The sequence below is a fragment of the Desulfobaculum senezii genome, assembly GCF_054657395.1.
Map to the genome: position 1 here is coordinate 129,661 of NZ_BAAHYU010000003.1, position 23,154 is coordinate 152,814.

16 protein-coding genes are annotated in these 23,154 nt (G+C 62.2%); 9 read left to right on the top strand and 7 right to left on the bottom strand.

Annotated features, from left to right (window positions below; translation table 11 throughout):
- Positions 1-4 precede the first annotated feature (4 nt).
- Both hisI and hisG read left to right on the top strand, forming a co-directional pair.
- Positions 5-394 (top strand): phosphoribosyl-AMP cyclohydrolase, encoded by a 390-nt coding sequence (gene hisI, locus ACYQ2T_RS09720; protein WP_459900230.1) that lies wholly within the window; start codon positions 5-7, stop codon positions 392-394.
- Complete coding sequence (hisG, locus tag ACYQ2T_RS09725; protein WP_459900232.1) at positions 394-1,299, top strand: ATP phosphoribosyltransferase; 906 nt, start codon at positions 394-396, stop codon at positions 1,297-1,299. Before hisI ends, hisG begins: the two co-directional genes overlap by 1 nt.
- A gap of 619 nt (positions 1,300-1,918) precedes the next feature.
- Here the strand turns inward: hisG and ACYQ2T_RS09730 are convergent.
- The 4 genes from ACYQ2T_RS09730 to ACYQ2T_RS09745 form a co-directional block, all read right to left on the bottom strand.
- The gene (locus ACYQ2T_RS09730) at positions 1,919-3,265 is read right to left on the bottom strand and encodes a glutamine synthetase family protein (protein WP_404843995.1); all 1,347 of its coding nucleotides are present in this window, start codon (positions 3,263-3,265) and stop codon (positions 1,919-1,921) included.
- A gap of 826 nt (positions 3,266-4,091) precedes the next feature.
- On the bottom strand, positions 4,092-6,419 hold the full coding sequence (locus tag ACYQ2T_RS09735) for a DEAD/DEAH box helicase (RefSeq protein ID WP_459900234.1): 2,328 nt from the start codon (positions 6,417-6,419) through the stop codon (positions 4,092-4,094).
- 209 nt (positions 6,420-6,628) lie between these two features.
- Positions 6,629-7,357 (bottom strand): hypothetical protein, encoded by a 729-nt coding sequence (locus ACYQ2T_RS09740; RefSeq protein ID WP_459900235.1) that lies wholly within the window; start codon positions 7,355-7,357, stop codon positions 6,629-6,631.
- A 202-nt stretch (positions 7,358-7,559) separates the two neighbouring features.
- The gene (locus ACYQ2T_RS09745) at positions 7,560-8,684 is read right to left on the bottom strand and encodes an NAD(P)/FAD-dependent oxidoreductase (protein WP_459900237.1); all 1,125 of its coding nucleotides are present in this window, start codon (positions 8,682-8,684) and stop codon (positions 7,560-7,562) included.
- A 122-nt stretch (positions 8,685-8,806) separates the two neighbouring features.
- Between ACYQ2T_RS09745 and ACYQ2T_RS09750 the strand changes: the two genes are divergently transcribed.
- Genes ACYQ2T_RS09750 through ACYQ2T_RS09760 form a run of 3 tightly spaced genes read left to right on the top strand, consistent with a single transcriptional unit; the run spans position 8,807 to position 12,737 of the window.
- Positions 8,807-9,775 carry a YbgA family protein gene (locus ACYQ2T_RS09750; RefSeq protein ID WP_459901612.1) on the top strand — a complete coding sequence of 323 codons (969 nt, stop codon included), beginning with the start codon at positions 8,807-8,809 and terminating at the stop codon, positions 9,773-9,775.
- On the top strand, positions 9,768-11,339 hold the full coding sequence (locus ACYQ2T_RS09755) for an SDR family oxidoreductase (protein ID WP_459900239.1): 1,572 nt from the start codon (positions 9,768-9,770) through the stop codon (positions 11,337-11,339). Before ACYQ2T_RS09750 ends, ACYQ2T_RS09755 begins: the two co-directional genes overlap by 8 nt.
- A 9-nt stretch (positions 11,340-11,348) precedes the next feature.
- Entirely contained in the window at positions 11,349-12,737 is a 1,389-nt protein-coding gene (locus ACYQ2T_RS09760) for a deoxyribodipyrimidine photo-lyase (protein ID WP_459900241.1), read from the top strand.
- A 70-nt stretch (positions 12,738-12,807) separates the two neighbouring features.
- On the opposite strand, the gene ACYQ2T_RS09765 is transcribed toward ACYQ2T_RS09760, so the two are convergent.
- Positions 12,808-15,138: a type IA DNA topoisomerase gene (locus tag ACYQ2T_RS09765; RefSeq protein ID WP_459900242.1), complete on the bottom strand. Its 2,331-nt coding sequence runs from the start codon at positions 15,136-15,138 to the stop codon at positions 12,808-12,810.
- 238 nt (positions 15,139-15,376) lie between these two features.
- On the opposite strand from ACYQ2T_RS09765, the gene ACYQ2T_RS09770 reads away from it, so the two are divergent.
- From ACYQ2T_RS09770 to ACYQ2T_RS09780, 3 genes are all read left to right on the top strand, one after another.
- Positions 15,377-15,763: a hypothetical protein gene (locus tag ACYQ2T_RS09770; RefSeq protein ID WP_459900243.1), complete on the top strand. Its 387-nt coding sequence runs from the start codon at positions 15,377-15,379 to the stop codon at positions 15,761-15,763.
- 134 nt (positions 15,764-15,897) lie between these two features.
- A complete protein-coding gene (locus ACYQ2T_RS09775; protein ID WP_459900244.1) occupies positions 15,898-16,659 on the top strand; it encodes a hypothetical protein in 762 nt (253 codons plus the stop codon).
- A 168-nt stretch (positions 16,660-16,827) separates the two neighbouring features.
- Positions 16,828-18,666: a triose-phosphate isomerase gene (locus tag ACYQ2T_RS09780; RefSeq protein ID WP_459900245.1), complete on the top strand. Its 1,839-nt coding sequence runs from the start codon at positions 16,828-16,830 to the stop codon at positions 18,664-18,666.
- A gap of 108 nt (positions 18,667-18,774) precedes the next feature.
- On the opposite strand, the gene ACYQ2T_RS09785 is transcribed toward ACYQ2T_RS09780, so the two are convergent.
- A complete protein-coding gene (locus ACYQ2T_RS09785) occupies positions 18,775-20,658 on the bottom strand; it encodes a LysM peptidoglycan-binding domain-containing protein (RefSeq protein ID WP_459900246.1) in 1,884 nt (627 codons plus the stop codon).
- Between the two features lie 154 nt (positions 20,659-20,812).
- Here ACYQ2T_RS09785 and rlmB point away from each other — a divergent pair, with 154 nt between their 5' ends.
- Positions 20,813-21,580, top strand: a complete 768-nt coding sequence (gene rlmB, locus ACYQ2T_RS09790) for a 23S rRNA (guanosine(2251)-2'-O)-methyltransferase RlmB (protein ID WP_459900247.1) — start codon at positions 20,813-20,815, stop codon at positions 21,578-21,580.
- 356 nt (positions 21,581-21,936) lie between these two features.
- Here rlmB and ACYQ2T_RS09795 read toward each other — a convergent pair whose 3' ends face one another.
- Positions 21,937-22,872 carry an IS110 family RNA-guided transposase gene (locus ACYQ2T_RS09795; RefSeq protein ID WP_459898185.1) on the bottom strand — a complete coding sequence of 312 codons (936 nt, stop codon included), beginning with the start codon at positions 22,870-22,872 and terminating at the stop codon, positions 21,937-21,939.
- Positions 22,873-23,154: the final 282 nt, after the last annotated feature.

Genomic DNA, 23,154 nt, shown 5'->3' on the forward strand with positions numbered 1-23,154 from the left:
CGCATTGACGAGGATTCACATGTTCGCACCGGACTTTGACAAACAAGGCGGCCTCATTCCCGCCATCGCACAGGACGCCGATACCGGAGAGGTCCTCATGCTCGCCTACATGAACAAGGAAGCATGGGAAAAGACCCTCGAAACCGGCGAAGCCCACTACTGGAGCCGCAGCCGCCAGACCCTCTGGCATAAAGGCGGAACCAGTGGGCATGTGCAAAAGGTCAAGTCCGTCCGCATCGACTGCGACGACGACACGCTTGTCCTGCTCATCGAACAGCTCGGTGGCGCCGCCTGCCACAAGGGCTACCGCTCCTGCTTCTACCGCGAACTTCGAAACGGCGAAATCAACGAATGCTCCCCGGTGGTGTTCGACCCCAAGGAGGTCTACAAATAATGGCTGCCAACAATACCAACGGTAACGGTTCCGTACTCAAGTTCGGACTGCCCAAAGGCTCCCTTCAGGATGCAACCATCTCCCTGTTCGCCCGAGCAGGCTGGAAGCTCCGGCAGCACCACCGCAACTACTTTCCCGACGTCAACGACAAGGCCCTCAAATGCAACCTCTGCCGCGTTCAGGAAATTCCCCGCTATGTGGCCGACGGCACCCTTGACCTTGGCCTCACCGGCCGCGATTGGCTCCACGAAACAGGGTGCGACAAGGACGTCGAAGTCGTCTCCGACCTCGTCTACTCCAAAGTGTCCAACCGCCCCGCGCGATGGGTGCTCGCCGTTGCCGGCGACTCCCCCTACAAGCGCCCCGAGGACCTCGCCGGGAAAAAAATCGCCACCGAGCTTATGAACTTCACCCGTGAGTACTTCGACAACGCCGGAATTCCCGTGCAGGTCGAATACTCCTGGGGCGCAACCGAAGCCAAGGTCGTCGAAGGCCTCGCCGACGCCGTCGTCGAAGTCACCGAAACCGGGACCACCATCAAGGCCCACGGTCTGCGCATCATCGCCGAGCTTATGCAGTCCAACGCCCAGCTCATCGCCAACCCCGAGGCCCTCAAGGACCCCGTTAAGCGCAAGAAGATCGAACAGATCGACATGCTCCTGCACGGCGCCCTCGACGCCGAGTCCATGGTCGGCCTCAAGATGAACGTGCCCGAAGACCGCATTCCGGCCATCCTCGACGAGCTCCCAGCCATCACCGCGCCCACCGTGGCCAACCTTTGGAACAAGGACTGGGTCTCCGTCGAAATCATCGTCAACGAGTCCGTCGTTCGCGACCTCATCCCCAAGCTCGTCGACCTCGGTGCCAAAGGCATCATCGAATACTCGTTGAATAAGATCATCTAGTTCGCCAGTCCGCTATGCGGACCGGTCGTCATTCATGATGAGTACGCCCCGCCTTCCTTTTGGGAGGTGGGGCTTTTTTGTTCTTGTGGCGAGAGGGCGGGTGACGTTGGGAGAGTGGGGGGCAGGAAGGGGAAGGGTGAAGATTTGCCTCCGGCGGTTTAAGGGCTACCGCCCTTAAAAATCCCATTTGCGCACAGACCGGGCGGCTTTGTAAGGTACTGTCGTCACCCCTGACGGCTCTCGTCCGTGTGGTTGGGAAGAGTTTTTTTGGGGGGGCTTGGTGCCGAGTGATGGGCGGTGAGAATCCCTGTTTGAGGTGTGAAGAACAAAGAGAAGGCAGAAGAACCCGCCCACCCACCCCTATTTTCGGGGCGGCTTCCGCCCCGAAAATCCTGGGGATTCTCAAGGGTGTCACACCCTTGAGCCGCCGGAGGCTCTCTTTATCTCTAAGGCCCTTGGTCCTTACAGGCCGAACGACCTAAGGCCGAACGCCTGCGGAGCAAAAAAATTCGGGTCCCAACGTGCTGTTGGCGGGGCCGTACAACGTGAAAAGCCCCCTTTGGGGAAGGGGGCTTTTCGGTGTGCAGTGCGTCGAAGAGGGTAATGGAGGTATGATCGATTACAGGACTGGCAGGTACCTGTTGATCTCGAATTCGGAGACGTGGGTGCGGTAGGCGTCCCACTCGGCGAGTTTGTTTTCCACGAGGTTCTTGTGGAGGGATTCGCCGAGGGTCTCCTTCATAAGCTCGGACTTCTCCAGCTCCTTGGCTGCGGAGTAGAGGTCGCCGGGCAGTGCTTCGATGCCGTGGGTATCCATATCTTCTTCGGTGAAGGCGAAGATGTTTTCCTCCACGGCGGGGGCGAGCTCGTAGCCTTCCTCAATGCCCTTCAGGCCAGCGGCAAGCTGGACGGCAAAGCAGAGGTAGGGGTTGGCTGCCGGGTCGGGGTTGCGAAGTTCGATGCGGGTGGCTGCTTCCTTACCGGGCTTGTACATGGGCACGCGGATGAGGGCGGAGCGGTTACGCTGAGCCCAGGCGATGTACACGGGGGCCTCGTAGCCGGGCACGAGGCGCTTGTAGGAGTTCACCCACTGGTTGGTGATGCAGCAGAATTCTTTGGCGTGCTTCAGCAGGCCTGCGATGTAGGACTTGCACTCGGCGGAAAGGCCGTGGGGGTCCTTGGGATCAAAGAACACGTTGCGGCCGTTCTTGAACAGGGACTGGTGCACGTGCATGCCGGAGCCGTTCTGACCGAAGATGGGCTTGGGCATGAAGGTGGCGTAGGCGCCGTGCTTGCGTGCAACTTCCTTGGTCACCACGCGGTAGGTGGTGGCGATGTCGGCCATCTTGAGGCCTTCGTTGTAGCGCAGGTCGATTTCGTGCTGCGAGGGAGCGACTTCGTGGTGAGAGTATTCCACCTGAATGCCCATGCTCTGCAGCGCGAAGATGATTTCGCGGCGGATGTCGTTGCCGAGGTCGAGCGGCGGTGCATCAAAGTAGCCGCCCACGTCCATCAGCTCGGGGCTGCGGGAGTTGCCGAAAACGAAGAACTCCAGCTCGGGGCCAACGTAGAAGGTGTAGCCCTTCTCGGCGGCCTTGGCGATGACCTTGCGCAGCACGTGGCGGGGATCGTTTTCGTAGGGCGTCATGTCCGGCAGTTTGATGTCGCAGAACATGCGGGCAACAGGACGGTCCGTGGGGCGCCAGGAGACCATCTGGAAGGTGGTGGGGTCCGGGATGGCGACCATGTCGGATTCCTCAATGCGGGTAAAGCCGAGGATGGAGGAGCCGTCAAAGCCCATGCCTTCTTCAAAGGCGGCCTCAAGCTCGCTGGGCGTTACCTGAAAGCTCTTGAGCGTGCCAAGCGTGTCGATGAACCAAAACTGAATGAAGCTGACGTTGTAGTCGCGGACAGCTTTCAGGACGTCATCGGCGTTTTTGCAGTTGAAGACAGGGGCCTGTTCCATGAGTATCCCTCCGGGAATGTGTATTCGTGTAAAGGACGAAAAGCCTTCATCGTCGTCGTTCTGGTCTTTCCATTACAAGAGCCGGGCCAAGAGTGGAAAAACCTTGTGAGACAAGCGGATAGCAAGAACCAGCCTGAATGGCAAATTTTTTATTTTAACAAAAATGTTTCTTTAAGCGCTTTTCAAGCGCAAGAAATAAACAAAAATGCAAAACTACATTTTTTAAATTGCGCCGCGTGCGCAACATTCCGCCACGCATTTCCGCTGGGCCGCATGGCCCTTTAGCGCCATTGTACAGCCCCGCGCGCAGCACAGAATATCACTACGCACCCTACACCCTCTTTCGCTCGCGTGACAAGGCAATGACGATTCCGGAGGCATCTTTGCGCCAAGAGAGGACGAAGAGGGCCTCCGGCGGCTCAAGGGGCGCGCCCCCTTGAGAATCCCATTTGCGCACAGACCGGGCGGCTGTATAGGGCACTGTCGTCACCCCTGACGGCTCCCGTCCGTGTGGATTGGAAGATATTTTTTGGGGGGCGTTGGCGCTGTCTGATGGGCGGTGAGAATCCCTGTTGGGGATGTGTGTGTAGAACAAAGAGAAGGCAAAAGACCCCGCCCACCCACCCCTATTTTTCGGGCGGCTTCCGCCCCGAAAATCCTGGGGATTCTCAAGGGTGTCACACCCTTGAGCCGCCGGAGGCTCTCTTTCTCTCTAAGGCCCTTCGTCCTTTCAGGCCGAACGACCTAAGACCTTGAGCCTGCGGAGCAAAAAATTTCTCCCAAAAAAAGCCGCCAGCCCTTGTGGGGCTGGCGGCTTGTATGCGTTTTAATCCTGACCGCCGTTATTGTTGGTGGCGGGTTTCTTTTTTCTGCGGCGGCGGGGGCGGCGTTTGCGTTTGGGCTTGTCGCTGGTGTCGCCGGCCTGCTGCGCGTCCTGTTTTGGTGCGTCCTGTTTTGGGCGCGGGCTGTCGGAGCGCGCTTCTGCGGGCTTTTTCCGGCCCCGGTTTCTGCTGCTGGTGGCTCTGCTGGGGCGCTTGCGTTCGCTGCGGGGGGCGTCGTCCTTGGGGGCAGGGGCGTCGGCTTCCGTGGGCGGCTGCGGGGTATCGTGCAGGGTCTTTTGGTAGGTCTCGTCGAGCAGCATGGCGACGAGCTGGACGATGTCCTCGTGCTCGCTGAGGGAGCGAACGAGGGGCACGAAGCGTTGCAGGCGCTCGCGGGTGACGGCGTCGATATCGCGGAAGCGTGCTTCCAGCAGGGCGGTGACGCGGTTGCCGACTTCGGCGGCGAGGTCGTCGTCGGAGGGCAGGTCGCGCTTTTCGAGGGTGATGGAATAGGTCTTGGCGATGCGCTCAAGGGAGAGGCGTTCCATGACGTCCACAAGGGAGATGACCTCACCGGAGGCTCCGGCGCGTCCGGTGCGTCCGGCGCGGTGGATGTAGACCTCGTGATCCTCGGGCGGCTCGTACATGAAGACGTGCGAGATGTCGGGGATGTCGATACCGCGTGCGGCGACGTCGGTGGTGATGAGGAAGCGCAGTTCGCGTTTGCGCAGGCGTTCGAGCACTTGTTCGCGTTTGGCCTGCGTCAGGTCGCCGGAGAGTTCGTCGGCGTCGTAGCCGAAGCGCTTGAGCACGGTGGTCAGATAATGCACGTGCTGTTTGGTATTACAGAAGATGAAGCCCGTGGCCGGATTTTCCAGCTCGATGATGCGCACGAGGGCGCGGTCCTTCTGCATGGCGGGGCACTCGAAGTAGACGTGGGGCGTCTCGGCCACGTGCACCTGCGCGCTGGAGAGGGACAGAATCTGTGGCTTGTCCATGAACTCGCCGGCCAGCCGCAGAACGTGCGGGGGGTAGGTGGCGGAGGTCATGAGCATGCTGATGTCGCGGCGGGGCAGATAGGTCTGCACCTGCTTCATGTCTGGGTAGAAGCCAATGGACAGCATACGGTCGGCTTCGTCGAAGACGAGGGTGTCGATGCCTTTGAGGCTGAGGGAGCCGCGCAGCAGATGGTCGAGCACGCGGCCCGGAGTGCCGACGACAACGTGCGCGCCTTCGCGGAAGGCGTCGAGCTGGGCCTTGTAGCTGGTGCCGCCAAAGACGGCGACGGTGCGCAGACCGGTGCCTTCCGCGAGCACTTCGATTTCGCGGGCGACCTGCTGGGCGAGCTCTCGCGTGGGAACGAGGACAAGGGCCTGGCATTCGTTGCGGCCAACTTCGACGCGGTCGAGAATGGGCAGGCCGAAGCTGCCTGTCTTGCCGCTGCCGGTGCGCGACTGAATCATCAGGTCGCGGTTGGCGAGCAGGTAGGGGATGGCCTTGGCCTGTACGGGCATGAGCTTGTCCCATCCGGCGCGGGCGCAGGCATCCTGCAGATGCTGGGGCAGATCGCTCAGGGTAATTTCGGGCAGTGTTTCATCCTCGGGCACTTCGGCAACGCTTTGGGCGGGCCCACGCTTGGGCTTTGCGGCTGGTGCAGGGGCTTCCTGCTTGGGCGCTTCCTGCTCCTTGGCTGGTGCGGGGCGCTCTGTGGGGGCGTCTTCGGCGTGAGTGGGGGCGCTGGGGCGCTCGTCGGCCTTGGGCGCTTTGGGTCGTTCTGAGGATGAAGCTATGGTCGTATCCTTCTCTGCTGCGGGAGAGGCCGCAGGTTCCTGCTCGGCGCTGGGTGTGGCCGGAGCTTTGGGTGCGGAAGCCTGGGGCGCGTTCTCGCGTGCGGAGGGTTTGGAGGCTTTGGAGCGTCTGGAGGAGCTGCGCCGACGTTTGGGGCGCGGCTTGGACGCGGGTTTGTCCGGGCTGGCGTCTGCGCTTGCTTTGGGGGAAGCCTCGGGAGCTTCTGCCTGCTTGGGCGCGCTTTGTGCGGACTCGAGTGCGGACTTTGGGGCGGAGTCGGAAGCGGACTTGGGCGCGTCGTTTTGCGCGGCGTCCTGGGGCGCGTCCGTGCGGGGTTTGCGCGCGGAGCGGCGCCTGCGCGGGCGGCGGGGGCGGGCGGGTTTGTCCTTTGCGCCTTCTGCCGCTTTTGGGGCTGCACCATTGGACTCAACGGGCTTTGAAGCCTCTTTCTTCCCGGAGTCTGCCTGCGGTGCGTCGGCGCTTTTGTCCTTGGTCGGCTGTTTCTTGGCGGGTTTCAGGCCAAAAATGCTGTGGTCATCACTCATGAAACACGTTTCCTCGTAAACGTTTACGTATCTTCGACCCGTCATTATGTGCCATGCTTTATTGATTTTGACCAGTCCCGCGGAAATTTCTTCAGTCGGACCAAGGTCGCGCCGTGGGGTGCGTCTGGGCCGAGCCGACCGGATGAAGCAAGGTCGGACTTCGGGTGCTGGCCACGCATGGAGCGGGCGAAGGCGGCTGCTGCTGGCGCTCACGCCGGTGGCGTGGGGCCGCGCAGGTGGGCAACGGTACGGACGCCTTCAAGCGGTGTTTCCCGGACGAGTTCCACTCGTTTTGTGGGGGCCGCGTTGGCGTTTGGCTGGTCTTGCATGGCAAGAAGCAGTCCGTCGTCTGCCCGGTACCAGTAGGTGGACTTCCTGCTTTTTCCGAGGAAGTCGGTGGCGGTGTATTCGTAGCGCACCGCGCTGACGCGTTTGCCGCAGATGCTGATGTCTTCCGTCCCCTCGCGGTGGAGGGTGACGTGCCAGAAGGTGTCCTGCCGCGCGTTTGCGGTACAGAACCGGATTTCGTCCGTGCCGGCGAGGACAGCGGCGCACAGTTGCAGAGGGGAGGCAACCCAGGGCGCGGTGGCCCGGTAGCCTTTCTGCACGGCGCTTTGTCCTTTGTGGCCGGTTAGTTCCAGCACGCTGTCGGTCTTGCGGAGGATGAGGCGGGTATCGCTCTGCGGGGCGCGATACTCCTCAACTATGGTCTCCATAGTGGCCGTGGCGACAATGGCCCGGGAGGCGCCCTGCGAATGTATCGTCAGACGCCAGCCTTCTTTGGAGGGTTCCACAAGGCAGTCCTGCATACGGACGTCGGCCCCCGGCTCCGTAACACGATAGGCAAGAACCAGCGGTGCGTTTGGGAACGCAAAGGCGGAGGATGTCATCGCGAGAAGGAGAACGAGGCCGAAGGCGGCGGACAGGGAGGGTCTCATGGAGCACCTGAAGGGCCGGGATGGGATTGCTTTCTCAAAAGCGTTCCGGCTGTGAATGAAGGAATACATTCCCTGTGTCCTTGTCAAGAGAAGACTTGCGCCCAAAGTGCGCGGCGCGTGCATTTTTGCGCCGATTTTCTCCCGTTGCCATGGGAAAACCCGTGCTGCTGCGGCGGGTTCGGGGCCAGACGGCACGTTGGCCCTATGTCCGAAACTTTTCCATAAATCGTCTGTCGATGAAGTCCTTAATCCACCATGCGGGCGCGCCGCCGAATACAAGAGGACCCTTGTGGAAGATGCCTGTACCGTCGCCAAGGTTGTACACCAGCAGATACTGTCCGCCGGGGTTGAAGGGTGTGAGTGGGCGGCCCTCCAGCGCCGCAAGCAGGTTGCCGGGCAGGACGGCATGCTGGCGCACGGCGTAGACGCCCACCTTGTCCAGCGGCTGGTCCTTAAAGTGGATGCAGTCGCCGCCGCCAAAGATGCGCGGCGCGCCGATGCTTTGCAGATGCCGGTTCACGGACAGGCCGCCGTCCGGACCGGTCGGCAGGCCCGAGGCCGCAATAAGCTCCGGCGGGCGCACGCCAAGGGCCAGAAAGATAATGTCGCCGCTAAAGACTTCGCCGTTGTCCAGCGTGACGGAGCCGGGGGCGATGGATGTGGCGTAGCCGTGCTCGATGATGGAAATGTCGCGCCGGGTGAGGCTTTTTCGCGCGCGGCGGGCCACGCCGGGATGCGCGCGGGAAAGAAAGTGCTTCCCCGCCAGAATGCGGATGCGGGGCATGCGTCCGCCGTGCTCGTCGCGCATGCGGCGGGCTGCGCCCCAGGTGTTGCCCGCAATCTCAAGGGCGGCGGGGCCGCCGCCGACCACAAGGACGTTGGGCTCGCGCTCCTGCAGCAGGGCCAGCATGCGCTCGCGCGCCATGAGCAGGTTGTCGATGGGTTTGACGGGGTAGACGCCGTCTTCCGGGCCGGGGGTGGTGGCGCCGAGGGTGGGCACGCCGCTGCCGATATTGAGGGAAAGGACGTCGTAGCGCAGTACTGTGCCCGAGGCGAGGGTGACGGCGCGCTCTGCGCTGTCGATGTGCTCTATGGAATCCTGCACAAAGGCCGCGCCCTTGGCGGTGGCCATCTCCTCAACGGGAAAGCTGATGTCGTCTGGCGTGTAGGCGCCGCCCAGCATCCCCGGCCCCATGCCGGAGTAGTGGTGGCGCGGGGCGGGGCTGACGAGGGTGACCGAATGGCCGCGGTCGATGAAGTCCTGAAGGCCGTCAATGACTGCCACATGCGCGTGGCCGCCACCGGCCAGAATGAGATGCTTACCCATGCACTCTCCTTTTCAGCTCAACGGGAAGGGTGTATCCTGCCACTATACCCTGCGCCTACTGGGAGTACAATGCTAGCTTGTAAGGAGTTATTCACGTGGAGGAGAACCTGAAATCCCACGACATGGCCGAAGCCGGCCACGACACACAGCCCATCCGTCTTGGCATTGCCCGGTGCCTGCTTGGTGACGAGGTCCGTTATGACGGCACGCACAAGTTGGACAAATATATCCGCGATGTCCTTGGGCAGTTTGTGGAGTTTGTCCCCGTGTGCCCGGAGGTGGAGTGCGGTATGCCCATCCCGCGCGAGGCTGTGCGCCTTGTGGGGGACGTGGACAGTCCGCGCCTTGTGGGGCGCGAGTCCGGGACGGACTGGACGGAGAAAATGCAGACGTGGGGCAAGACCCGCCTGCGTCAGTTGGAGAGTGAAGACCTGTGCGGCTACATCTTCAGGTCGCGCTCGCCGTCCAGCGGCATGGAGCGCGTGAAGGTGTTTCAGGACAACGGCCAGCCGCTGTATACCGGTGTGGGCATGTGGGCCCGCATGTTTATGGACCACTTCCCCATGCTGCCCTTTGAGGAAGACGGCCGCTTGAACGACATGGGCCTGCGCGAAAACTTCATCAAGCGCCTGTTCGTCACGTGGCGGTGGCGCAACCTGATGAAGGCGGGCTTCTCCATGGGCGCGTTGGTGGACTTCCACACCCGGCACAAGATGCTCATCCTCTCGCACAACCAAAGCGTGTACCGCGAGATGGGCAAGCTGGTGGCCGGAGGCAAAGATATGGACCCGGACGAGCTTGCCGCCACCTACTGGGACCTGCTCAGCCGCGCCATGGCCAAAAAGGCCACGGTGAAGAACCACGTCAACGTGCTCACCCACATCCTTGGGCACTTTAAGGACGATTTGACCTCGGACGAAAAGCAGGAGCTTTTGGACCTTGTCGAATCGTACCGCAAGGGCCTTGTGCCGTGGATTTCGCCGCTGACGCTGGTGAACCACTACGTGCGCAAGTACGACAACGATTACCTGCGTCAGCAGGTGTACCTGAACCCGCATCCCAAGGAACTGAAGCTGTTGTTCCATGCCTGATGCCGCAACGCAAAGAACACGGGTGGCCGTTATCGGCGCCACCGGCTATGTGGGCGGACGGCTTGTGCCGCGCCTGCTGGAGGCCGGGTACGCCGTGCGCGCCGTGGCGCGCTCCGCAGTGAAGCTGCGGGGGCGGCCATGGGGCGGTCACCCGAATCTTGAAGTCGCCGGAGCGGATGTGCACGACCGCGCATCCCTCTCGGCGGCGCTGCAGGGCGTTGAGGTTGCGTATTACCTTGTCCACTCCATGGTGCCGGGGCAGAAGGATTTTGCCAGCGCGGACCGCGATGCCGCCCGCCACATGGCCGAAGCCGCGGCGGAGCAGGGCGTATCGCGCATTATTTACCTTGGCGGGCTGGGGGACGAGGATGACCCGGACCTGTCCCACCATTTGCGCTCGCGCATGGAGACGGCGCGGGTGCTGGCCGAGGGGCCGGTGCCGGTCACCTTCCTGCGCGCGGCCATGATTCTTGGCTCGGGCAGCGCGTCCTTTGAAATCATGCGTTACCTTGTGGACCGGTTGCCGGTGATGGTCACTCCGCGCTGGGTGCGCACCCTGTGCCAGCCCATCGCCATTACCGATGTGCTGGGCTATTTGCAGGGCTGCCTTGATGCGCCGCAGACGGCGGGGCAGACCTACGACATCGGCGGCCCAGACGTGCTGGACTACGAGCAGATTTTCCGCATCTACGCCGAGGAGGCCGGACTGCGTCGGCGGCTGGTCATTCCGGTGCCCGTGTTTACCCCCAAGCTCTCGTCGTGGTGGATACACCTTGTGACGCCCGTGCCTGCCGCCTTGGCGCGCCCCCTTGCCGAGGGCCTGCGCAACGAGGTGGTGTGCCACGAGTCGCGCATAGCGGAGGTCATCCCCCGCCAAACCCTCACCGTGCGGCAGGCTATCCGCCGCGCCCTCGACCGCGTGCGTCAGCACGAGGTGGAAACCTGCTGGGCCGACGCCGGGGAGTTGCTTCCGCCGGAATGGCTGGCCTGCGGCGATGCGCCCTATGCCGGGGGCACGGTGTTGGAGTCCAACCACAAGGTGTTGCTGGCCTGCCCGCCGGAGCGCGTGTGGAAGACCATCCGGGGCATTGGCGGCGTGCATGGGTGGTATTACGCCGAGCCGCTGTGGATGCTGCGCGGCCTTGTGGACCGGCTTATTGGCGGCGTGGGCCTGCGGCGTGGCCGCCGCGACCCGGACGACCTGCGCCCCGGCGACGCGCTGGATTTTTGGCGCGTCACTGCCGTGGAGGAAAACAGCCGCTTGCAACTGCTGGCGGAGATGAAGCTCCCGGGCGAGGCGATTTTGCAATTTTCCCTGACGCCCACCGAGGACGGTGGGACGGAGCTTGCGCAGGTGGCGCGCTTTCTGCCGCGCGGCCTTGTGGGCATTGCCTATTGGTACAGCCTGTATCCGGTGCACGGCTGGCTGTTCAAGGGCATGCTCCGCACCATTGCCGGACGCACGGGATGCGCTGTCTGTGACGCCCCGCACGCCTTTTCCGGCAGTGGCGGCATGTGCGTTTTGCCCGAGGCGCAGGACGCGCCGCCTTCCAAAACCGATTGAGGAGACACGATGCATACCGTTCATCCGGCCCGTGTCCGCCGCGTCCGTGATGGCGCGGGCGGAACCGGGCCTGTTGTGTACTGGATGAGCCGCGACCAGCGCGCGGACGAGAATTGGGCGCTGCTGCACGCACGGGACTGCGCCGATGATGCGGGCGTGCCCCTTGTGGTGGTGTTTTGCCTGTCGCGGACCTTTCTTGGCGCCACGCGCCGGCAATATGACTTTATGTTGCGCGGGCTGGCGGAGACGGCCCAGCGCCTGAGGCAGGTGGGCATTCCCTTCACCGTCCTGCGCGGGGCCGCGCCCGAGACCTTGCCGGGGTATCTGGCGGAAGTCCGCTCCGCGCGGCTGGTGACGGACTTTGACCCGCTGCGCCTCAAGCAGCAGTGGCTGGCGGATGTGGCGCGCGCCGTGGCCTGCACGGTGGATGAGGTGGACGCCCACAATATTGTTCCCTGCCGCCATGTTTCGGACAAGCAGGAGTACGCCGCCCGCACCATCCGCCCCAAAATCCACCGCATGCTGGATGAATTTTTGGAGCCGTTCCCGGAGCTGACGCCGCCGCGCGCCTCCGGCGCGGACTTTGGAATGGATGCCCCGGATGCAGACGCTTCAGACGTGGACGCCCTGCGAAGCTGGGTGCAGGCCGACGCCGCCGTCCCGGCCGTGGACCTGCCACCGGGCGCGGAAGCGGGCTTGCGGCGCATGGAGGATTTTCTGCAGAGCCGCATCCGCCGCTACCATGAGACGAGCAGCGACCCCACGGTGGATGGCGTGTCCATGCTGTCGCCGTATTTGCACTTTGGGCAGGTGTCGCCGCAGCGGGTGGCCCTTGCGGCCAGCGCGTGCGGGCGCGGCGAGGGCGTGACCGCGTTTTTGGAACAGCTGGTGGTGCGCCGGGAGCTCACGGATAACTTTTGCCTGCACAACGAGCGTTACGACAGCTTGGACGACGCGCCGGACTGGGCGCGGCGTACGCTGGATGCCCACCGCGATGACGCGCGCCCGCACCTGTACACGCGTGAGGCCTTTGAGCGGGCGCAGACCCACAGCGCCCTGTGGAATGCGGCCCAGCTGCAAATGGTGCGCACGGGCTTTATGCACAACTACATGCGGATGTTCTGGGCCAAGAAGATTCTGGAATGGTCGCGGACGCCCGAGGAGGCGCTGGAGACGGCCATATACCTCAACGACCGCTACCAGCTTGATGGCCGCGACCCCAACGGCTACGTGGGGGTGATGTGGTCCATCGGCGGCGTGCACGACCGGGGCTGGCGCGAGCGCGAGGTCCTTGGCACCGTGCGCTACATGAACGAGCGCGGCTGCCGCCGCAAGTTTGACGTGGACGCCTATATCCGCGCCTACGGCAACGCCCAGCAGCAGATGCGCCTGCTGTAAGGAGTTCGCCCGTTTTGACAAGAAAAGCCCCCGGCATCGTGCGATGCCGGGGGCTTTTGCGTGGCGGGTGTTAGTCCTCGAAAGTGAGTTCTACGCGGGTGCCGCTTAGCTTGAGGTTGGCGTTGAAGCGCTTGCCCTTTTTGGAGACAAAGCGCCCGCGTTTAAAGGTGCGGCCCTTGGCCAGCAGGTCGCGCATCTGGTTGGGCAGAATTTCCCCGCCAAAGGCGCGGCGGCGGATGCTGAACGCGCAGGTGCCGCCGCTTTGCGCGGCGTTTTCGCACTCGTACACGTCCGGCTGTTCCAGAACGTTTTTGCCGCACAGGGGGCAGGCCCCTACGGATTCCCCCGCGTGCTTGGGCGGGGTTTTGGCCGGGCCGCCAATGGGGAAGCCGTCGGCGTCCACCTGCGGCGCTGGGGCGGCTGCTGGGGCCTGCTCCTGCTGCGGCGCGGTGGCGCTCTGAGGAGCCGGGGCGTCCAGCGGAAAGCCGTCGCGGTCCACGCGGGGGCGGGGCTTAGGCCGGGGCTGGGCGGGCTTCTTGGGCGCGCCGGCCGGAGCCATTGAGGGCGGCGGCAGGGGGAAGCCGTCCTTGTCAAAGGCGCGGTGGTTTCGGATGACCGTCACATTATGGTGCACGTTCTGCCGCACGGCCTGCATGAACTGGCTGTAGGAAAAATCGCCGCGTTCAATGTCGCCGAGCTTCTTTTCCCATTCGCCTGTGAGTTCCGGCGAGGTGACGTCGGGCAGGTGGGCGGTGATGACGTCAACGGCGTGGCACCCGGCATCCGTGGCGATGAGCTTTTTCTTGTCTTTGGCGATGTACTTGCGCGAGAGCAGGGTCTCGATAATTTGGGCGCGGGTGGCAGGCGTGCCAAGGCCGCGTTCCTTCATGGCCTCGCGCAGTTCCTCGTCGTCCACCAGCTTGCCCGCCGTTTCCATGGCGCCAAGCAGGGTGGCGTCCGTAAAGTGGGACGGCGGTTTGGTCTGGTGCGCCTTGCTGTGCAGGTCGTCCACGGCCACCTTGGAGCCCTTGCGCAGTTTGGGCAGGGGATTGTCCTTGGCCGCGCGCCATGGTTCGGCGGCCAGCCAGCCGCGGTCCTTAAAGACCTTGCCCGTGGCTTTGAAGCGCTCGTCCTCCACCGTCACCCACAGCGTGGTGGCCGCAAACTTCACCGGCGGCAGGAAGGCCGCGATAAAGCGGCGGCAGACCATCTCGTAGATATTCCATTCGTTGTCGGACAGGGACTCGCGCACGGCCTTGCGCGCCGTGGGGATGATGGCGTGGTGGTCCGAGACCTTCTTGTCGTTGACGCAGGCAAAGCTGGATTTGGCTTCCTTGATGCGTGTTGCGGCGTCAGCGGAAATGTCCGGGAACAGGTGGTAGGTGGCCCGCAGGTGCGAGAGCGCTTCCTTGAACAGTTCCTTGGTCAGGTAGCGGGAGTCCGTACGCGGATAGGTGAGCAGCTTTTTTTGCTCGTACAGCGCCTGCGCGATGGCGAGGGTGTCCTTGGCGGACAGGCCGTAGCGGGAGTTCGCCTCGCGCTGGAGGGTGGTCAGGTCAAAGGGCAGCGGGGGCTTTTGCTGGCGCTGTTGGCTTTTGGTGCCGTCCACCACGCCGTCCTTGCCAAGGCACTTCTCCACGATGGCGGCGGCGTCCGCTTCCGCATCGATGCGCGTTTCCTTGTACTCCGGCGGCTTGTGCCACACGGCGGAGAAGGCTTCGTCCTCGCGGGACATGGTGGCCTCTACGGTCCAGTAGTCCTTGGGGACGAAGTGCTCAATCTCGCGGCGGCGGTCCACCAGCAGTTTGAGGACGGGCGTCTGCACGCGGCCTACGGTGATGAGGTTTTTGTCCTTGAGGGTGAACAGGCGCGAGTAGTTCATGCCGATGAGCCAGTCCGCCTCGGCGCGGGCAAAGGCCGCAAGGCCGAGGTTGCGCTTCTTTTCGCCCTTTACGGTGCTGGCGAGGGCTTTTTTGAGGCCCTGTTCGGTCATGTCGCTGGCCCACAGGCGGCGGATGGGCTTGTCGCATCCGGCCATGACGTAGATGCGGCGGAAAATCAGCTCGCCCTCGCGCCCGGCGTCAGTGGCGTTGAGGACTTCGGTCACGTCCGGCGCGTCCAGAAGCGACTTCACGATGTGGAACTGCTTGGCGGACTTGGGGAGCACGGCCAGCTTGAAGCGCCGGGGAATCATGGGCAGCTGGTTCATGTTCCAGCGTCCGGCCCATTTTTCGTCCTGCTTTTCTGGCTCGGCGATGTTGACCAAGTGGCCTACCGCCCAGGTGACCGCGTACTGCTCGTTGGCGATATAGCCGTCCTGCCGCGCACCGCGCACGCCGAGGACCTTGGCTATTTCCCGAGCCACGGATGGTTTTTCCGCTATGATGAGTGTTCGTCCCACGTATGAAGCTGCCTCCGGTTCATGATTGCCGCGCGAGCGCGGCTGAGCATGCAATACAATTGAATGGCCCAAAGGGAAAGGGGGCAGGTGGATTTGTATGCGCTGCGCCCCAGCCGGGCCGTCCCCGCGTCCCGGGCAATTCACCTCGACATACGCCCCCGCCTCTTTTACTCTGAGAGAGTGGAAATCTGCGCGCACCAGTACCGCGCGGGAAACCGGAAGCCAAGGGGGCAGGGCCGTGTCGTTTGCCGAAGCCGTTATCGCCGGAGGGGCAGGGGGACTGACTGTTGTGGCCATGGTGGCCGGATGGGCCATGGTGAGCGTGCCGGTGCGCGTTGCGCGCCAGCGTGGCCGGGGGGAGACGCCGTCGGCTCTTGGGGCGGGGCTGCGCCAGCGGGCCCGGCAGGTGTGGGCCCTTGCGCCCTACAGCCCTGCAGTGTTCGTCTTTAGCCTGTGCGTGGCGCTTATTGCGGAGTACGACGGGCGCGGCATCATCCCCTATGTGCTGGCCGTGGTGTGCATTTTCGGCACGGTGGGCATGGTGTTCGCCGGGCTGCATTGGTCCTCACGCCTTGAGGGTGCGCGGAGGGAGGAGAGCGGCTCCCCGCCCCCGCCGGACGCCTGATTCTGTGCCTCTCCTGTGTTGCCCCGCAGCCCCCGGCATGCGCCGTGAACACCTTGCCCCGCGAAAGGTTTGCTTGTTCCGGGACGTATGCTAGAAGGTGATGTCCGAGGGGGACAAAGGAGAACAGAGCAGGAATGTCGAAAACGTGGATACGTACCAAAAGGCCGGAGTTCGTGCGCGATGTCGTGCGCGATTTCTGCCTTGTTCATCGTGAGCTTGAGAAGGAGTTCCGGCACTACGACAAGACCGGACATGTGGATTTCTCCATGATCCGCAACCTCTTGGGGCAGGAAATGAACAAGGGCCTCCTGTGGCGGCTCAAGGACACCGCGCACCTGCTTTTCAAAAAGAACGCCTCGGAAAACGGCCTCAACGGCCAATTCCTCGACTGGAGCATCGGCTACATCTTCCACGACACCATCAAGCTCAAGGAAGATGCCTACCAGCAGCAGAACTACGCCCCGTGGTTCCGCGAGCTCCAGCGCCGCCAGCTCTCCGACGACGCCCGCCTTATTTCGCAGGAGCTTATGCGCGTTCTCGATCAGACCAACGAAAGCATCGAGCGCGAGATAGGCCGCATCCGTTTTATCCTCTTCAATTGCCGCCGCCTGCTTATCGACTATCTGGCCCTGCACCGGGATAATGAACTTCTTGCCCGCTTTCTGCTGGCGCGGGAGGAACTGGTGCGCGAGGTTTTCGGCAGCGGCTACGCCCGCCTGCTGGAAAGCGTGTACGGCGACGAGCCGGAGCTGTTGTATCTGCTGGCCGCGCGCAGCCTGCGCGAAGGCGGCTGGCGCGAGGACGCCATGCGCGCCCTCACCGAGGCCGAACGCATCAACGCCGATCATCCCTTGCTGCATCAGGAACGCGGACGCATCTGCGCCAAACGCTCCTGATGTGGCCGGCCCTGCGTGCGCAAGCATCAACGCAGGGCCACACGCCTGCCGCCGGTGAGGCCATATCCGGCATTTGCACTTCTCCGACTTTTTGGTACCGTTCCGCTACGATAGGGCAGGAATCTTCTGCCATGCGCAATATATTCCAGTACAAAGGAGCCGTACCCAATGCCTTTTCTGCACTTCAACCGTCCTCCAACGTACGCGTTGCAGAACCCTGACGAGCCGGAGCTCTTTCGGCAGAATTTCCCCTACACCAAAGTCGGCCGCGTCAACTTTGACGACAGCTTTCTGGTTCCGCGTCCCGCAGAGCCAATGTTCATAACGGATACCACCTTCCGCGACGGACAACAGGCCAGACCGCCCTACACCGTCAAGCAGATTGCCACCATCTACGACTATCTGCACAAGCTGGGCGGGCATTCCGGCCTCATCCGCCAGAGCGAATTCTTTCTCTACTCCGCCAAGGACCGGCGTGCCGTCGAGACCTGCCTTGCCCGGGACTACGCCTTTCCGGAAGTGACGGGGTGGATCCGCGCCAATCCGGACGACCTGCGCCTCGTCAAGGAAATGGGGCTGCGCGAGACGGGCATGCTTACCTCCGTGTCCGACTACCACATCTATCTGAAGCTCAAAAAAGACCGCCAGCAGGCCATGGACGACTATTTGGCCATCGTGGAAAAGGCCCTTGAGTGGGGCATTGTGCCGCGTTGCCACTTTGAGGACATCACCCGCGCGGATATTGACGGCTTTTGTGTGCCCTTTGCCATCCGCCTGATGGAACTCGCCCGCCAGAGCGGCCTGCCTGTGAAGATTCGCCTGTGCGACACCCTTGGCTTTGGCGTGCCGTACCCCGGCGCGGCGCTGCCGCGCTCCGTGGCCAAGATTGTGCGCGCCTTTACCGACCAGGCTGGCGTGCCCGGCGAGTGGCTGGAGTGGCACGGGCACAACGACTTCCACAAGGTGCTCGTTAATGCGTCCACGGCGTGGCTGTATGGCTGCTCCGGGGCCAACGGCACGCTCCTTGGCTTTGGCGAGCGCACGGGCAATGCGCCGCTGGAGGCGCTGATCTTTGAGTACATCTCCCTCACGGGCGAGGACGACGCCGCCGTCACGGAGGTAATCTCCGAGATTGCGGACTACTTCGTGCGCGAGCTGGATTACCGCATTCCGCCCAACTACCCCTTCGTGGGGCGCGACTTCAACGCCACCAGCGCGGGCATCCATGTGGACGGCCTCATCAAAAACGAGGAAATCTACAACATTTTCGACACGGAAAAGATTCTCGCCCGGCCCATCCCCATCATCATCACGGACAAGACCGGCAAGGCGGGCGTGGCGTACTGGATCAACCAGCATCTGGAGCTCAAAGGCTCCGAGCGCATCGACAAGCGTCACCCCACCGTGGGCAAGATTGCCGGGCATATCGCCCGCGCCTACGAAAAGGGCCGCACCACGCACTTCTCCAACAAGGAGATGAAGGCGCTGGTCAAGCGCTTCATGCCCGAACTGTTCCCCTCGGAGTTCGACCACCTCAAGACCGTGGCCCACACGCTGGCCGCCAAGGTCATCGAGCGCCTGTCCAGCCAGTGCGACATCCGGGGTATGGAGACGTCCGCGGTGGAGCGCTGCATGGACGACTTCCTCGCGGAGTACCCGTTCATCCAGTATCTGTACCTCATCGACACCACCGGCCATATTATCAACAGCGCCGTGTGCAACGCCGAGGACCGGCCCAAGTACACGCTGTTCGACTACACCACCGACTTCTCCGACCGCGAATGGTTCACCGTGCCCATGCGCACCGGCAAACTGCACGTGACGGACTTCTACAAGTCGCACTTCACGGGCAAGCTGTGCCTCACCGTCGCCACCCCTGTGGATGACGAGAATATGGAGATTCAGGGTATCCTTGGCGCGGATATCCGCTTTGAGGAATTGCTGCGCCGCCACGAGGCGCTCATCATGGAGGAGGAAGAGGAGAACGGCGAGGCGCACGCCCGCTAGCCCTGCACAGGGCTTCCTTTCCCCACCTGCCTACCAAGGCGCAAAAAAAGGCTCCGGAGTATCTCCGGAGCCTTTTCTGTGTGGTCGGTATCGTGGTGCGCCGCGCGGCTATTGGTACAGCTTCAGGCTGTCGCCGGGGTAGATGCGCGGGGAGGACATATTGTTCCACGCCATGATGCTGCGCGTGCTGACGCCAAAGCGGCGGGCAATGTCATACAGGGTGTCGCCGCGGCGGACCTTGTAGGTGATGAGCTGCTTGGCCTTGCGCGCTTCGGACTTGGTGCGCTTGGCGGCCACGGTGCTTTGGTCCGGGATGTACAGGCGCTGGCCCGGGCGCAGCGTGCTGCGCGACGAGATGCCGTTTGCGCGCGCCAGCGTCGCCACGGTGGTGTTGTAGCGCTTGGCCACATCCCACAGGGTGTCGCCACGGTGGACCGTGTAGTTGGAGCGCGACTGCGCCAGCTGGCGGGTGCGGGCCTTGGAGGTGCCGCGTCCCGGAATGGCAAGGCGCTGCCCCGGCATAATCTTGGAGCGGGTGGTAATCTTGTTGGCGCGGGCCAGTTCGCTGACGCTAACTCCATGGCGGCGGGCGATGGTCCACAGGGAGTCGCCACGGCGCACGCGGTAGGAGCTTGCCGTCAGGTTGCGCTTGGCGGACCGCTTGTTCACCTTCTGGGCGGTCAGGCGGGTTTGGCCCTTGCCCGGAATCTTCAGCGTCTGGCCCGGACGGATGAGGTTGGAGCGCCTGCCGTTGAAGTTTTTCAGCACCGCGATGGGGACGCCAAAGCGGCGGGAAATGCGGTACCACGAATCGCCACGGCGGACCTTGTAGAACGCGTAGTAGCCCGTGTACGTCTTGAAGTCCGCGCTTGCGAGGTAGCCCTGTGCGGCTTCCAGCTTGTCCAGCGGCACGTACACCGTGCTGGATTTCTGCGGGTGGGTTCCCGGCTCCACGTAGGCGGTGTTCATGGCGTGGAATTCCTTCCACGGCACGTCCAGCGCCTTGGCGAAGGCTTTCAGGTCCGTGCGGGGCTTCGTCTCCACGGAGGCAATTTCGCCGGAGCCGCTCCAGTTGGGCTTTTCAAAGCCCAGCGACTCCAGATTGCGGACAATCTTGATGACGGCCATCAGCTTGGGCACGTACTGGCGCGTCTCGCGCGGGAGGTAGTACAGGCGGCGGCCACGGCGCCAGCGGTTCTGGCGCTTTTTGGACAGCTCAAAGAAGTCGTCACAGCCGCTGCGCTTCATGGCGCGCATCACGCGGCCCTCGCCGGCGTTGTACGCCGCAAGGGCAAGGTACCAGTCGTCAAAGTCGCCGTAGAGCTTGGTCAGGTAGTCCGCGGCGGCGTGGGTGGATTTGTAGGGGTCATAGCGCTCATCCATCCACCAGCCAACGTCCAGACCGTACTTTTTGCCCGTAAACGGCATGAACTGCCACAGCCCCTTGGCACCGGCATGCGAACCGGCTTTGGGGTTGAAGCCGCTCTCCACAAAGGGCAAAAACACGAGGTCATGGGGAAGGCCGCGGTCAGCAAAGACCTTGCGGACATACGGAAGATATGTTTCAGAACGCTCAAGCCAACGGGCGAAGTTCTTGCGCCCCCGCTTGTTGTGGGTAAAATACCGGAAGAAGGAGAGCATTTCCTTGGTTTCCACGGAGTCGAGCTGAAAGCTCAGGTCCGCTTCGGTTTCCAGGGCCTCCTGCTCCGTAGCGGACAAAGGCGCTTCGTCCGCTTCGGCAAATTCCTGCACGGCCTCATCACTGGGCTGTTCAGGTTCCTCGCCATGCTCCGGCGCTGCGGCCAATTCGTCCGGCATGCCCTCGTCCACCGTGATGACGGCGTCCTCTTCGGGCAGCGGCTTCTTTGTGGCGCAGGCCGAAAGCCCCGCGATACAGAGGGCGAGGACCAGCACCAGCAAAGTGCGGGTAACGGCCGTCGCGTGTGTATGTGCCTCTGGGGCGTCGGTCTCAGAGTATGTGTATGTGCTCATCGGTTCAGGATGTGTTTGCGCTCAGTCGAGCATGCTAGGTTAGAAAAATATCTAGAGAACAGCTGTTGAAAGTCAAGGAAAATCGGGATGTAGACTCGGGCTTGAGGGCCTAAGTCCCTGAATTTTTTAGGCAGGCAGCAGGGACGTAACTACCATGAATACCAAAGGAAAAAAACGGCAGACCGGCGGTGACGATAACCTCGTTCCCGGACGCAAGCCCGTTTTGGAACTCGTGCAGAATAGCCGCGACACCGTCGATATGGTGTTCGTGCAGGAAGGCGCACGCGGAAAAGATGTCGGGGCCATCATCGACGCGTGCCGCGATGGCGGGGTGCGCTTTCGTAAAGTGCCGCGGGGCGATATGGCCCGGATGTTCGACGGCAACCATCAAGGCGTGCTCGCAAGAACATCCGCCGCGTCGTACACCGAGCTGGAGGATCTGCTGGACGCCGCGCTGGACGCGCCGCTGCCGCTTCTCCTCGCCCTCGACCAAGTGCAGGACCCCGGCAACGTGGGCGCTATGGCGCGCACGCTCTACGCCCTCGGCGGGGCCGGAATCATCGTCCCCAAAGACCGCACCGCCTACCTCGGCGGAGCCGCCGTCAAGGCGTCCGCCGGCGCGCTGACACGCCTGCCCGTCGCCCGGGTGGTCAACCTCTCCCGCGCTCTCGATGCGTGCGATGAACGCGGTTGGCCTATCTATGGTTCCATGGTCGACCCCGTCGGAAAGAACATGTACGCGCAAGCATTGTCAACTCCGGCCGTCCTCGTCATGGGTAACGAAGAAAAAGGCATCCGCCCCGGCGTTGCCAAAAGGTGCTCGGAAAAATTGACGATTCCCCTGCGCCGGCCCTTCGACTCCTTCAACGTCGCCCAAGCCGCCGCCATCATCATGGGCGAATTCTCCCGCCAACACGGCTAACGCCGTATGGCGAGATGCTGCGACTCTTCAGCGTCCCCTGCTTCGTGTGGAAGCAGGGGACGCTTTTTTTCTTTTGCCTCCGGCGGCTCAAGGGTGTGACACCCTTGAGAATCCCCAGGATTTTTCGGGCGGAAGCCGCCCGAAAAATAGGGGTGGGTGGGCGGGTCTTTTGCCTTCTCTTTGTTCTACACACACATCCTCAACAGGGATTCTCACCGCCCATCACACAGCGCCAACGCCCCCCAAAAAAATATCTTCCCATCCACACGGACGGGAGCCGTCAGGGGTGACGACAGTGCCATACACAGCCGCCCGGTCTGTGCGCACGCAGGATCGTTAAGCAATCGTATTGGCAATCAAGCGTTAAGTGCAGGATCCCAAGGTTTTCCCGTCCGTAAAATCGCATTGCAAATCACGAGAAGCTTCCTTGCACAGGCAGTGAGGGCGACCTTTTTAGGTTTGCCCGCATCGCAAAGACGCTGGTAGAAGGCTCGAATTGCAGGGTTCCAGACAGTCGCTGAGATTGCGCTCATGTAAAGGGCGCTACGTACTTTTATTCGTCCTCCCCAAACGCAACGTTGCCCCGTTTTCTTGCCGCTATCCCTGTTGAATGGTGCCAGGCCTGCTAGAGAAGCTGCTTGCTTCGGCGTTAACGTCCCCAACTCAGGAAAGAAAGCAAGAAGAGTCGCAGAGGTTACTGACGAAATCCCTTTCGTGGTTTCAAGCAACGTTGCCTTATCGCTAAAATCTTTGTCACTGAGAATGTGTTTCTTGATTTCAAGTGACAAACTCTTTTCTTGCGTTCTTAGAGTAGCAATGACGTCTTCAATATAAGGGCGCACATCAGACGAAGCTCGCTGCAAGCGAACGCGCTCCCGGGAAAGGATTTCGACGACCTGCCGACGACGGTTAACTAGAGTTTCCAGCTTGCGCTGAGTTGCCCGGACTTTTTGATTTTCCCGGACAGGGACGACTTCCCCAAACTGAACAAGAACAAGAGCATCAATACGATCCGTCTTCGCCAACACTCCGAGGCTCCGGGCAAAGTCACGCACACGGCGAGGATTCACAACAGCGACGGGAATGCCTTGCTCCATCAAAAAATCTGCGGCGTCAGACTCATATCCACCTGTCGCTTCCACGATGACGAGCTCAACATTATGCGCTTCTGCCGTCTCAACGATTTGCTGAAAACCCGAAGGGGTATTTTCAACAGTGGACGTGCTGTCGTCACCAGAAATGGCGACATCAAGCTTGGCCTTCGATACGTCAATGCCCATGGTGCGTTTCATCGTAGTTCACTCTTCCTTGCAAATTCGAGCTTTGTGCTCTAACAATCATTCGAGTTTGTACTACATATTGCGGCGACCCAGCTTAACAACGAGCTCATTACTCAAGGACGTACGGTCTGCCGCAACAGCCGCCTTCATGCCAGTCATGGAGGCGGCTTCCTTTTTTCTCCGCCTTCGGCTTGAGGGTCAATATACAAGGACGGTAGTCCTTAACCCGCCGGAGGCTCTCTTCCTCTTTTCTTCCCGCGCCTTGTCCCCGGCGCACCTGTCCCCAACTTTTCG